General features: G+C 56.0%; 16 protein-coding genes. 12 read left to right on the forward strand and 4 right to left on the reverse strand.

Translation table 11 applies throughout. The features are described from left to right. The first annotated feature begins 56 nt into the window (after window positions 1-56). Window positions 57-488, forward strand: a complete 432-nt coding sequence (locus JD108_RS07015; RefSeq protein ID WP_198829150.1) for a DUF2935 domain-containing protein — start codon at window positions 57-59, stop codon at window positions 486-488. On the opposite strand, the gene JD108_RS07020 is transcribed toward JD108_RS07015, so the two are convergent. Next, a complete protein-coding gene (locus JD108_RS07020; protein ID WP_228728339.1) occupies window positions 481-789 on the reverse strand; it encodes a hypothetical protein in 309 nt (102 codons plus the stop codon). The genes JD108_RS07015 and JD108_RS07020 overlap by 8 nt on opposite strands. Before the next feature lie 124 nt (window positions 790-913). Here JD108_RS07020 and JD108_RS07025 point away from each other — a divergent pair, with 124 nt between their 5' ends. Together JD108_RS07025 and JD108_RS07030 are read left to right on the forward strand one after the other, a co-directional pair. Continuing rightward, window positions 914-1,261: a PspC domain-containing protein gene (locus JD108_RS07025; RefSeq protein WP_198829151.1), complete on the forward strand. Its 348-nt coding sequence runs from the start codon at window positions 914-916 to the stop codon at window positions 1,259-1,261. Window positions 1,262-1,330: 69 nt separating this feature from the next. Beyond that, entirely contained in the window at window positions 1,331-1,501 is a 171-nt protein-coding gene (locus JD108_RS07030) for a hypothetical protein (RefSeq protein ID WP_198829152.1), read from the forward strand. Between the two features lie 59 nt (window positions 1,502-1,560). On the opposite strand, the gene map is transcribed toward JD108_RS07030, so the two are convergent. Continuing rightward, entirely contained in the window at window positions 1,561-2,307 is a 747-nt protein-coding gene (gene map, locus JD108_RS07035) for a type I methionyl aminopeptidase (protein WP_198829153.1), read from the reverse strand. 127 nt (window positions 2,308-2,434) lie between these two features. Between map and nadE the strand changes: the two genes are divergently transcribed. Both nadE and JD108_RS07045 read left to right on the forward strand, forming a co-directional pair. Then, a complete protein-coding gene (gene nadE / locus JD108_RS07040; RefSeq protein ID WP_198829154.1) occupies window positions 2,435-3,187 on the forward strand; it encodes an NAD(+) synthase in 753 nt (250 codons plus the stop codon). Between the two features lie 73 nt (window positions 3,188-3,260). Further along, entirely contained in the window at window positions 3,261-3,485 is a 225-nt protein-coding gene (locus JD108_RS07045; protein ID WP_198829155.1) for a hypothetical protein, read from the forward strand. Between the two features lie 66 nt (window positions 3,486-3,551). On the opposite strand, the gene JD108_RS07050 is transcribed toward JD108_RS07045, so the two are convergent. Then, window positions 3,552-4,070 carry a DUF2062 domain-containing protein gene (locus JD108_RS07050; RefSeq protein ID WP_198829156.1) on the reverse strand — a complete coding sequence of 173 codons (519 nt, stop codon included), beginning with the start codon at window positions 4,068-4,070 and terminating at the stop codon, window positions 3,552-3,554. A gap of 208 nt (window positions 4,071-4,278) precedes the next feature. Between JD108_RS07050 and JD108_RS07055 the strand changes: the two genes are divergently transcribed. The 6 genes from JD108_RS07055 to JD108_RS07080 all read left to right on the forward strand — a co-directional run bounded on the left by JD108_RS07055 (window position 4,279) and on the right by JD108_RS07080 (window position 10,008). Beyond that, the gene (locus tag JD108_RS07055) at window positions 4,279-4,902 is read left to right on the forward strand and encodes a DedA family protein (protein WP_198829157.1); all 624 of its coding nucleotides are present in this window, start codon (window positions 4,279-4,281) and stop codon (window positions 4,900-4,902) included. Continuing rightward, complete coding sequence (locus JD108_RS07060) at window positions 4,899-5,423, forward strand: YkvA family protein (protein WP_228728340.1); 525 nt, start codon at window positions 4,899-4,901, stop codon at window positions 5,421-5,423. The genes JD108_RS07055 and JD108_RS07060 overlap by 4 nt, the downstream gene beginning before the upstream one ends. A 15-nt stretch (window positions 5,424-5,438) precedes the next feature. After that, window positions 5,439-6,386, forward strand: a complete 948-nt coding sequence (locus JD108_RS07065) for a 3'-5' exoribonuclease YhaM family protein (protein WP_198829158.1) — start codon at window positions 5,439-5,441, stop codon at window positions 6,384-6,386. Window positions 6,387-6,507: 121 nt separating this feature from the next. Beyond that, window positions 6,508-7,596 (forward strand): hypothetical protein, encoded by a 1,089-nt coding sequence (locus JD108_RS07070; RefSeq protein WP_198829159.1) that lies wholly within the window; start codon window positions 6,508-6,510, stop codon window positions 7,594-7,596. Beyond that, the gene (locus tag JD108_RS07075; protein WP_198829160.1) at window positions 7,593-7,865 is read left to right on the forward strand and encodes a hypothetical protein; all 273 of its coding nucleotides are present in this window, start codon (window positions 7,593-7,595) and stop codon (window positions 7,863-7,865) included. The genes JD108_RS07070 and JD108_RS07075 overlap by 4 nt, the downstream gene beginning before the upstream one ends. Window positions 7,866-7,947: 82 nt before the next feature. After that, window positions 7,948-10,008, forward strand: coding sequence for a YecA family protein (locus JD108_RS07080; RefSeq protein WP_198829161.1), 2,061 nt, complete (start codon window positions 7,948-7,950; stop codon window positions 10,006-10,008). A 155-nt stretch (window positions 10,009-10,163) separates the two neighbouring features. On the opposite strand, the gene JD108_RS07085 is transcribed toward JD108_RS07080, so the two are convergent. Then, on the reverse strand, window positions 10,164-11,387 hold the full coding sequence (locus JD108_RS07085; RefSeq protein ID WP_198829162.1) for an MFS transporter: 1,224 nt from the start codon (window positions 11,385-11,387) through the stop codon (window positions 10,164-10,166). A gap of 151 nt (window positions 11,388-11,538) precedes the next feature. On the opposite strand from JD108_RS07085, the gene JD108_RS07090 reads away from it, so the two are divergent. Next, window positions 11,539-11,676, forward strand: a complete 138-nt coding sequence (locus JD108_RS07090; protein WP_198829163.1) for a hypothetical protein — start codon at window positions 11,539-11,541, stop codon at window positions 11,674-11,676. Window positions 11,677-11,897: the final 221 nt, after the last annotated feature.

Raw genomic sequence — 11,897 nt, forward strand, 5'->3', positions numbered from 1 at the left:
CATAAACTGTGGTGGCCCCATCGGGGAAGAGAGATATGTAGAGGAGGAGTTTTTGGGTGCAATTTTACTACGATGATAAGATGCCGCTAAGAGTGCTGGACGAAGGGGAGTTCTGGAAACAGCAGGAGATGGAGCATACGGTCGTCCTGCGCGAGCTCGCCCCCAATCTGGAGGCGCCGTTCGTCGAGGCGCTGAGAGCCTGGGAGCAGTCATTTGCCCAGACGCAGGGCCTGTTTGTCCGTTACGTGGAAGCGGTCGTCCGTTCCGGCGACCGGGTAAACGAAGACATGCTCCGGCAAATCAGGGAACTGGTTGTCTTCGCGATGCAGCAGAGCGAACAGTTTATCCAGCTGCTGAACCAAATGGGTTCGACCAGCGCGCCTTTCCGGAACAATCCGGTCGCCGCTTCCGTGCTGAATCACATCAGACGCGAGTCCGAATACTTTATCGGCATTACCAAGGCGCTTCTGTCGCAAGGCATTATTTAACCGGCTCCCACCCGGGGTAGGATGAAACCGCATCCGGCCGGATCGTCCGTCCGTATTCGCCGGCCGTCCCGAAGTTAGTCGGTGTTCCATAGGGCGTGGCGTTGGGCTCCGTCCCTGGGGGGAGCAGGACGTTTTGTTGATAGTACATGGTTCGGTCGCTCTGCAGGATCGCGTTTGTACGCAGCGGGTCTGCTTTCTCTTGATCGGCTGCGCACCCGGCCAGCGATACAGCGAGAAGCACGAGTAAAAAGGGCATCAGGATCACCTCCCTTGTAGAGTAGACCAGGCCGTCCTTTTTCATACCGGGCCGACGCTCCCCTCCGTCCCGGGACGGAGGACAAATCCCTCTGCGGCCAGTTTTGGCCGGCCCACTGTTCCGGTATCCTAGAGCTATAAGGAAACGGATACAGAGAGGAAGGAATGTCATGATGGAAAGGCGTTTATATCGATCTCGCTACGACAAGCGACTGTTTGGCGTTTGTGGAGGTGTTGCTCACTTTCTCGGCATCGATTCGACACTGGTTCGGATCGGAGTGGTGATCCTGACGCTGTTTACGGGTGTACCGCTTCTGATCTATCTCCTGCTGGGCATCATCATGCCCAAGGAGCCTGTCTGGACGCATAGCCCGGACAGCTACCCGCCGCATGATCCGCTTTTCGGAAACAGCTACGGTTCTGATCTGGACAGTGAAATCGACCGGCTGGAAAAGCGGGCGCTGCTGCAGGAGGTGCAGCGGCTGCGCGCGGAATTAGCCAAGTGGCGAGGGGTTTAGCGCAACTTTTTCTCCCCCCTGCATAAGATGTAAGGTGGAAGCCAGCACTTACATAGGGAGGGAAAGGCAGTGCATCTCGGCGTGTTTGACATGAACAAGCGTCTGGAGCAGACCCGCAAGGTCCTGCGGGAAAAGCAGCATCTGAAGAAGCTGATCGAGGAAGATATTCGCGAGCTCGAGGACGACGTGAAAAAGCTGGAGGAGTTCACCAGCGCGTCCGCCAATAAAGTTCGCGCATAAACAAAAAAAGTGGCTCCTGCATAAGGGCCACTTTTTCCTATTCAAAAAAACCACTTGCGCTATTGCTTTGTCAAAATCAGGGGGCCGTCAGCGGTGATCGCGATCGTGTGCTCGTATTGCGCGGACAGCTTGCCGTCGCGCGTCCGCGCGGTCCAGCCGTCTTCGTCAATCTGCACGTGATAGGTGCCCACATTCAGCATCGGCTCGATCGTGATAACCATGCCTTCCTTGAGGCGGGGGCCGCGTCCCGGGGGACCGTAATGGGGCACATACGGCTCCTCATGCATTTTCTGTCCGATGCCGTGGCCGGTAAAATCGCGAACCACCGAGTAGCCTTGCTCCTGTGCGTAGCTTTGGATCGCGTGGGAAATATCGCCGATCCGATTGCCAACGACAGCCTGTTCTATCCCTAAGTAGAGGGATTTTTCCGTAACCTCCAAAAGCCGTCTGGCTTCCTCCGAGATGTTGCCGACAGCGTAGGACCAGGCCGAATCGGCGAGCCAGCCGTTGCGGTTGACGACCATGTCGATGGTGACGATATCGCCATTCTTGAGCGGTTCTTTTTTGGGAAAACCATGGCAGATCACGTCGTTGACGGATGCGCATGTGGCATAGGGATAGCCGGAGTATCCTTTCTGCTCGGGGGTGACTTTATGTTTTTTCAGGAATTCCTCGACAAATTGATCGATTTCCCAGGTCGTAATCCCCGGTTGGATCAGCGTGGCCAGCTCACGGTGGCAGGCAGCGAGAATTTCTCCTGCCGCTCTCATTTGTTCAATTTCTTCTGGACTCTTGATGATGATCATCCGAACGCTCCTTCTTGGGTAAGTCTTTGCTCTATCCTATAGTGTAGACCTGTTTGCCGCCGATTGCCACACTTAGGTTGCACATGATAGGATGGGAATGAAATGCTGATGATGGGGGTTTCTTGACATGGACAGGTTTGAAGAGCATTTGGTGCAGTACCAGGCTCAGGTAAAAGAGGATCTGGAGAAAAGGGTGGCCTTTATTCGCCAACAGGTAGACGGACCTGGCCTGGGCGGAGTCGTGGTCGGCATCTCCGGCGGGATCGACAGTGCGGTAACCGCGGCGCTCTGCGTGCGGGCACTGGGCAGCGAGAGGGTCATCGGCGTATGGATGCCAGCCTATTCCTTGCCCGTCCACGAGGAAGATTCCCGTAAATTGGCGGAAGCCATCCAATTGCAGCTGGTTACAGTGGATATCGGGCCGGCCTATGACGCCCTGCTGCCCGCGATCGAAGCGGTCCAGCCGCTGGATGAGAAAACAAAGGGGAATACCAAGGCTCGTCTGCGGATGACGACCCTCTACGGCATCGCCAATCAAAAAGGCTACCTGGTGGCTGACACGTGCAACCGCAGCGAGATTTATGTCGGCTATATGACCAAGGGGGGCGACGGATTGGCTGATTTTAACCCCGTGGCCAGCCTGACCAAGCATGAAATGCGCATTCTCGCCCGCGAACTGGGAGTACCGGAGTCCATCATCACCAAAGCTCCTTCGGCCGACCTCTGGGAAGGACAGACGGACGAACAGGAAATGGGCTTCACCTACGAAGATCTGGATCGGCTGTTGATCACCGGCCAGACCCGCCCCGAGGTGCGAGAGCGCATCGAGTACCTTCACAAAATCTCCGAACACAAGCGGAAATTGATGCCGGGGATCTGACGTTGATTCTTGGACAGGTTTGTACGATAATGAAAGGTACGCGAAAATCTTCCGAGGAAAGAGGGGAAAATAGATGTCCACCACCGAATTGATGCTCAAAACAACACTGGAAGGCCGCGTGCTTCGCACCCTGCAAGCACATTTCCGCCGTCCAAACATCGTCTTGGTCAAAGAAAGTCTGGCTGCCAACGGGCTCAATCCTGAGCAGGTAGAAGAGACGCTCCGTTTGCTTCAGGAAGAGACAATGACTGTCGCGGAATTGATGAGCCACCTGCGCGAAAAGGGCTTTTTCGGATAATGTACGGCATCAGGCAACAAAAAAGACCGGTCTGACGGATATGTCAGTACCGGTCTTTTCGTTACGTTACGGCTGAGATTTCCTCGCCAGCTCCGATTTTGCGGCAGCAGCGTCGCGGGCAGGTGTGCGCCGCGCCCGCTTGCGGCGATACCATTGCAGGGCGGTGTAGACCAGGAAGTAACTGCCGATGGCGACGATCAGCCCCATCACGGCGCTTCCCGTGAAGTAAGCCAGCCCCTTTTCCTTCATCCAGATCAACCAGCCTTGCACCGATTCGTTATTGTGCTCCAGATGTTCCTGCAGGGGTTTTCCGACGATGGAATAGCCCAATTTATAGTTCAGTACCATAAATACAGGGAGAACGAGCTTGCCAATAACGAAGCCGATCAAGCCGGCGGGCAGGCTGCAGCGAAACAATTTGACCAGGGGGAACAACAGGAGAAAGGCCAGGCCAAACGTCGGCAAGGTGATAAACTCTACAAAAATGCCGACGGAAAAGCCGCGAGCCACAAAGGAAGGGGCTCCTTTCATCCGGATCAGCTTGTAGTACTCGTACTTCAGTTTTCGGTAGATTTTTTTCCACATTCCGGCTTGTCCCTCGTTTACCAGTCAACTCACTCCATCCATTATAGCGAATAGGGGTGGGGAAAGCCACGTTTGGAAAAATGTTTTTCGTCAATTTTCGCGATTATTGGAAAAAATAGGACAATTCCTGGCGGAGCTTGTTTGTGTGACTGCTATATTTTTGGCATAATGAGGGAGTGACTCATCTGGTTGAAACGTGGTGAAGTATATGGAAGAAATCGCGGCTTCGCTTGGCAACTACATTTCTCAATATGGGTATGGCGCTTTGTTTGGCTTGTTTTTTTTAGGGATATTGGGCATGCCCTTGCCTGAGGAGACGCTGCTGGTCTTCTCCGGTTTCCTCGTCTCTACCGGAAAGCTGGAGCTTTTCCCCACCTTTCTCGTCTGCTTTCTCGGTTCCATCTCAGCGATGACGACGGCTTACTGGATCGGCAGGACTCTGGGCTTTTCCTTTATCGAGCGGTACGGCCGCCGATTCGGCTTGGGCTATACGCTCTATCAGAAGACGGAGGACTGGTTTAACCGAGTGGGCAAATGGGCGCTGCCGCTGGGGTATTTTATCCCGGGAGTTCGACAGTTCACGGCCTATTTTGCGGGGATTACCCGCCTCCCGTTTCCCACCTTTATGCTTTATACTTACTCCGGCGGGCTGTTTTGGAGCATTTTGTTCGTGACCCTGGGCTGGCAGCTGGGAGAGCGCTGGGACGAATTGTTTGGCCTGATCTCCAGAAACCTGGCGATCTTCTTTTTGGTCTTGCTTGCGGCCATTGCGGCCTGGTCTTTTTGGCGCACGCGCAGATCCAAGCTGAATCAGAGGAGGAATCGTCCTTGAACGAGAATCAATCACCGCCATCAGGCGAAAATTTGCCCGCGGTCCAAAAGCCGCGTGAGCTGGTGCCGATCGAGCTGCCAGAGCAGCATCAACGATTTTACGATAAACTTCGGGCCAAAATCGAGGCCTTCATCCGCGAACACAGCGGCAATGAAGCGGTGGCGAAATACATCTTGCTCGCGCCGGACCTGTTTGTCCTGTTGGCCAGACTGCTGGTCGACAAGCGGGTCGGCATGCAGGCAAAAGCGATTGCCGGTGCGGCCGTCGCCTATTTTATCTCGCCGATCGATTTCATCCCGGAGGTGCTTACGGGCGGTTTCGGCCTGATCGATGACGTCGTGTTTGCGGTCTATGCCCTGCGCAAGATCCTCGTCGACGTCGAGGAGAGCATCGTCCGAGAGCACTGGAACGGAGAAGAAGACTTGCTTCGCGTGATTACGCGCGTCATCCGCTCGGCAGACGAACTTCTGGGGAAAAAGCTGGTGAAAAAAATCGAACAGGCGCTGTTTCGTAAAAAATAAAGGAGAGGCTTTGTGATGAAATATCTGCTGGACTATCAAGAGGGAGAGAGGGTAGTCGCGTACTGCCTGGTAAAAAGCAAAGAAGCGGGCGTGGCCAGCAATCAGAGCGAGTACCTCAATCTGGAACTGGGAGACCGCTCGGGCACGATCGCAGCCAAGCTGTGGGACGTAGGGCCTGAGCTGAAAGAAGCGATCCAGGTCAAGTCCATCGTAAAAATCGACGCGGTCGTGCAGACCTATCGAGGTAAAAAGCAGCTCGTCATCCAGCGGATCCGGCTTGCCACAGCCGCTGATGAAGTATCGATGGAGTCGCTGGTCCCGGTCTCTCCCGTCCCGCCTGAGGAGCTGTGGGAAAAGCTGACCAAAGCGGTAGACAGCCTGAAGAGCCCGACGCTGAAAACGATAGTGACAGAGGCGCTGCGGGATCCGGAGACGGGTGAACGCCTCCGCTCCTATCCGGCTGGCGTGCGGATGCATCATCAATACTACCACGGCTTGCTGGAGCATATCGTCTCCCTGCTCGCGGCGGCGGAGCGGCTGCTCCCGCTCTATCCCCAGGTGGACCGGGATGTGCTGGTGGCCACTTGCATCCTGCACGACATCGGCAAGCTGTACGAGCTGTCCGATCCGATCGCTCCCGAATACACGACGCCGGGCCAATTGATCGGCCATCTGGTGATGGGCGTCGAGATGGTGAGCGGCATCTGCCGCAAGCACGGCATTCCGCTGGGAGACGCGGAGGTGCTTCATCTCAAGCACTGCATCCTCAGCCACCACGGCGAGGTGGAGAACGGCTGGGGCAGCGCGGTCTCGGGCAAGACGCCGACGGCGATCCTTTTTCACTATTTGGACATGATCGACAGCAAGATGAACGCCCTCGGCCAGACCTTGACCGACATGGGAGAGGAAGAGGAGTGGGCGTATTCCGCTGTCGTCAAACGAAAAATCTGGCGCGGCTTCTGAGGGGATTGCGTGACATTCGAGCGAATCCGTAGTAGGATTTTTTTTATTCGCGTCGAATATCTTTGTGATTCCCATTTGTTTGGCGCTTGATTTTGCCAGACGAACATGAAGGAGAAAGTATATGAAACGGCCAACCTATACCCTGTCGAGTATGATCAAAAAGGTGTTTCGGTCAGGCGAACGTTCCCTTCCGCGCGAGGAAATTTGCAGCCGATTGGAAGAGAGCGGACTGATTGCCCATCTGGATATGGAGGCAGAAGCCCTGCTGACCAAGGTATTGCAGATGAAACAGTCACCTGTGCGGGTTGGGCGAACCGACGCGATTGTGGAAGTAACGTACCAGCCTCATCAACTGTTTGACCTGGCATTTCGCTATTTGCGCGATACCCAAACGCCCAAAACGTTGGAACAAATAGTGGCTGAGCTTCGCCGCCAAACGCAATTTGGATGGAACCAGATTACTCGCTTGCTGCAACTGGACCGCGATCTCCGCTTCGTACAATTCCAGGGAGATGTCCGCTGGTTTTTGGCCGATTGGACGGTCGCCAATGATCAGGTTTATCAGTTTTGCAGAAGCAATGGGATTGCCCAGATCTCGTCCCGATCGCTCGGACATTTTCTCGAGCAGGAGGCGAAAATCCCGCCCGGCGCTGTATTTTTGCCCCCGTTGGACGACCGGTTTCGGCTGGAAGGAGAGCGTCTTCACATCATCGTCCGTGAAGACGACATCTGTGCCGAAGAGGAGCAAGAGGCGGAGGAGGATCTTTTGCCTGGCGAGGACGGCGGGCAGGTGGAGTGGGAGATCGAAGAGGCCAGGCTGGAAGCGGCCCCTGCTGAAGCCCCTGTGAGCGCACCCGGGTTAACCGAGCTGCACACCCCGGGCTTTCCGGCAGACGCGAAAGCGGATGAATCATCAGAATCGCCAGAGGCGACTGAATTGCAGCATGAACATCACGAACAACTACATTTTGAGGAGGAAGTGCCGATGAATTCCGTTCAAACACAATCGACCATTCAGGAAGTTCAGGAGATGCTTCGTCTCGCTTTGGACAGACTGCAAGCCCGCAATGCGGAAATGTCGCAGGAAGTTGTTTCTCACTTCCAAAAAAGCAATATGCAAGCTATAGAACTCCTGATGAAAGAGAAACATAAAAATGAACAGCTCGCACTTGGCATCGAACAAGTGTTGACGGCAAGTCAGCAGCAATGAGCAATCTGGAGGCCAAAATCCGGTTGGAAGTTCGGTTTGACTTGCTGCGCGAAGTCATTACGAGTTATCGGATGCGCCTACAGGAGATGGAAGTGGAAGTGGTGGAGCTGTTTGCCGCCAATCAGCTCTCGGCAATCTCCGAATGCATGAGGGAACAAGAACGCATCAGCCGGCTGATTCGCAAGCTGGAGCGCTTTATCCTCGAGTGGGAGACTGCCGAGACCACAGGCATCTCTCATGATACCAAACGAGAACAAATGAACACCTGAAAAAGATGCGGTATTTATAGGGGGATTGAGCGAGAATCCCCGCGCATGCCGCGGCGGGATAGAAAGGAGATTCAAACCCCTTATGTCTGTAGGAAGAAACGAACTATGTCCCTGCGGTAGCGGGAAAAAATACAAAAAATGCTGCGGAGTCGTGACCCCGATCACGGAGCTTCGCAGCCGCCATGAACAGAAACTCCAGAAGGAGTACGCACACTGGGTGGAGCGCTTGAACCACTTCGTCAGCAGTCTTTTGAGCAGCGAAGCGGTAGACGAGCTGCGGACCCGTTTTGCGAGAGAAGTGGGCCTCGCCGAGGGAACCATCATGAATCCGGAATGGACCGCACACTTCTTCAACTGGCTGGTGCTCGACCTCAAGACGAACGGGGACACGCCGCTGGAGAGCTATCTCAAGCAGCACGGCCGCCGGATGGAACCGGATCTGCGCCGGGCGTTTTCCCGTCTCCACCTCGACATCTACGAAATTACCGAGGTGGAGCGTGACGTCCTGACGGTCCGGCATCCCCTTCGCGGTGAGCAGCGCTACGTGATTCGGACGAATACCCTGCAGGTGCAGCCGGGCCAATTGCTGGTCGGCCGCCTGCTGTCGCTGGGATTGCGCGATCAGCTGTTCACAGGCAGCATCATTATGCAGCCTCACGTCAAACCGGCGCTGCTGGAATGGATGGATGCCCATCCGGAGATGGCCGAGGCGGCAGATGATCCTGCCAAGCGGACCTACACCACGGAGCTGTACCGCTTCATTACCCAGTTTGGTCAGGCGGAGGTGCCGCGGAGAGCAGACAGCCTGCTCCGCCGCGTGTACCAGGTACCGGATATGGCCAGGCTGACCCGGAGTATCGAGTCGAACCGGATGCTGGAGCTGAAAAAGCGGGATGGGGCCAAGGAAATCTGGGTGTACGCTCCCCGCAAGGAAGAGCATCTGTTCCCGGCGCTGAAGGATGCGCTGCTGGAGCTGTATGAGGTCCAGGCCGAACTCCTGGTGCAGGACAACACGGTCTGGCTCGAAGGGTATGCCGCACAGCTGGAAGAGCTGGCCGCCTTGTTGCAACTGCCGCAAGCGTCTGCGGAGGAGGCCATCTCGGTCCTCACCTCAACCGGCGCCAAGCTGACAAAAGGGACGTTATTCATTACAAGCCAGCCGACCCTGCCGCCAAAAGTGCTGCAGTGGGCGGTGCAAACCTATTTCACGGAAAAATGGCTGGTCTCCGCCAATGACGAGCTGCAAGGACTGGCTCCCCTGCTGGTGGCGGCTTCCGACAATGCGGAACTGCTCCAGAAACTGGGCAATCTGCTGGATCAACTGGAGCAGGACAGCAAGCTGGGACAAGGCGTCGCCCGTTTCATCCGCGTCGAAGTGCTGAAATCTCGCCTGGCTGTGGCCAAGACAGATCTGTACGTCACGAACCTCTTGGCCCGCCCGCTGATCGAGGGTCTGCCGGAGAGTGTTTACACGGTTCAGCCTGAGCTGCTCGCCGAGATTAACCGCTTTGTCCAGGAGATGACCGAGGGCAAATCGGAGGCGACCGTGAAAAAGTACGACGAAGTGATGAACAACTTCCGCTCGTTTGTCCGAAGTGCTTTTGGCCCGGGCTTTACCTGGGAGCAGCTGCGCCCGGAAGATCTCGCCTACTTCCTGGTCCACGACATCTTTTCCCGTGTGGATGCCGCGACGAAAACACTGGCAGCCAATTTGCTGTCCGTGCTCACCGCCTTTTTCAAATGGCTGGACAAGCAGCATGGAACCTCGCTGGCCAGCGTGATGCAGCCGCTGCTTGCAGAGCTGAAGGATACGCTTCCGGAAGCCTACCGCGGACGCAATCTGCTGGAAAAAGAGGCGCATCAGCGGTTGTTTTCCGCCGCATCCCCGCTGCAGACGGTGGCGGAGCAGACATGGGTGCTGGATGAGCAAACAAACGGCGGCTGGTACGCTAAAAACCGCCAAGGCGACAGAATCCTGGTGACGCTTCCGACCGATGGCACGCTGCCGCTTGCGCCGGACTGGCTGATTTCCGGATTGTTCGGCCAGTCTGCGGACGGGACATGGAGCTTGCTTAGCACCCCGGAGCTATACCCGCCTGTCGTGGGTCAGTTGATGGGACTGCCGCAGCGCGTGACCGTGTAGACGGAATCGGGCAACCTGCAAAAAAAGAAAGCCCCGAGGCTGATGCTTCGGGGTTTTGTATTGCCGCAGAGAAAAGGCGCAGGAGATCACCTGCGCCTTTTGCTTGTGCCGATTCATGGTCTGCAATTCCTGCGTAAGATAAGGATGCTGGACGGCTAGGCCGTCTGATTCCAGCGGTTGATCTCCTTGTCGCTCGGCAACAGGAAGCCCAGGGCTCCGATCAGCGGCATCAGGGAGCAGAGCGTGATGACAAAGGTGATGTTCTGCAAATCGGCCAGATAGCCGAGCACCAGTGCCCCCATGCCGCCCATGCCAAAGGCAAGCCCGATGATCAGTCCCGAAACGGTGCCGATGCGGCCGGGCAGCAGCTCCTGCGCGTAGACGACGGTCACGGAAAAGCTGGACAGCATGATCAACCCACTCGCGAAGAGCAGCGGATACGTCCAGACACCGCTCACGTAAGGAGTGAGGAGCGTCAGCGGGAGCGAACCCAGCGTGGAGAATACCAGCAGGTTGCGCTTGCCGAAGCGGTCGGCGATCGGACCGCCGAGGAAGGTGCCAATCGCGCCTGCGAGCAAAAAGCCAAACACGCAAAGCTGGGCGCTGGCGTATTCCATGCTGCGCACATCCATCAGGAAAAATTGGTAAAAGCTTTGGTAGCCCGCATTCAGCCAGGAGCGGACGCTGACGATCACGACGAGGAGACCGAGCGCCAGCATGCGCTTCTGTTTGTAGCTGTGAGAGATGGCCTCCTGCACGGTTTTCTTGGTACGCTGCTGTCCGCGGTACCAGAGCGCCACGTAGAGCAAGACGGCACTGGCCGCGGCGGCGGGTACGAGGAACCACATCGCCCCCGGCTGGCCCAAGGGCTGGAAGATCAGGATGGTCATCAGAGGAGCCAAGGCCTGACCGGCATTGCCGCCCACCTGAAAGATCGATTGTCCCAATCCGCGCCTCGGACCGGACGCATGGTGGGCGATGCGAGAGGCCTCCGGATGGAAGACGGCGGAGCCGATTCCCACGCAGGCGACAGCGAGCAGAACGATGTAATAATGGTCAGCCAGGGCAAGCGCGAACATCCCCAAGCCGGAGATCAACAGGGCGATCGGCGGCATCAGGGGGCGGGACTTGCGGTCGGATACGTAGCCGACGACAGGCTGCAGCACCGACGAGGTGAGATTGACGACCAATAAAATAACACCCACCTGTGTGTATGTCAGGGCGAGGTTGCTCTCCAATATCGGCAGCAGGGCAGGGATCACCGCCTGGATGCTATCGTTCAGCAAGTGCACCAGGCTAATGGCAAACAGCATGCGGTAGACCGTCGGCGCAGCTGTCATGGCCGGACGGGGATGCACACTGCTGGTTTGAGCGCTCATACTTTCATCTCCGTATTTTTTTGTTTTTTACTGTAACACTGTTTCGCAAAATCGTCATTACTTAAGACGCAACATATGACAAGGATAAATAAGGGATGGAAAGCTGCCGCCTCGCGCACACTATGCGGGAGCGCGAGAGGAGGGAGACAGGATGGAACAAACGTCAAAGGATGCAAACGGCAAACAGGATGGACGCGTCCGTCACGGCGGAGACGCCCACCGCTCTACGCAGAAAGAGCCCCAAGGGCCGGTTCAGGGCTTCAGCCAGGCTCCGCAGGGAAAACAATAAGGCATTGCCGCCGCCAGCTCCTCCATCGACAAAGATGGAGGAGTTTCGCATTGGCGGAACATTTTTCTACAAAACAACCGACGATTATGATACAATACCATAGTCAGTATTTACCCAATGTATGAAAAACTTAGTGCTTCCTGTCGAAAAGCACTTTTCTTATTTATAGAAACACTTGCAACCGATACCCAAGCGTTTCGCTGACAAGGAGACTGATGCAT

The sequence above is a fragment of the Brevibacillus composti genome (assembly GCF_016406105.1).
GTDB classification, from domain to species: domain Bacteria; phylum Bacillota; class Bacilli; order Brevibacillales; family Brevibacillaceae; genus Brevibacillus; species Brevibacillus composti.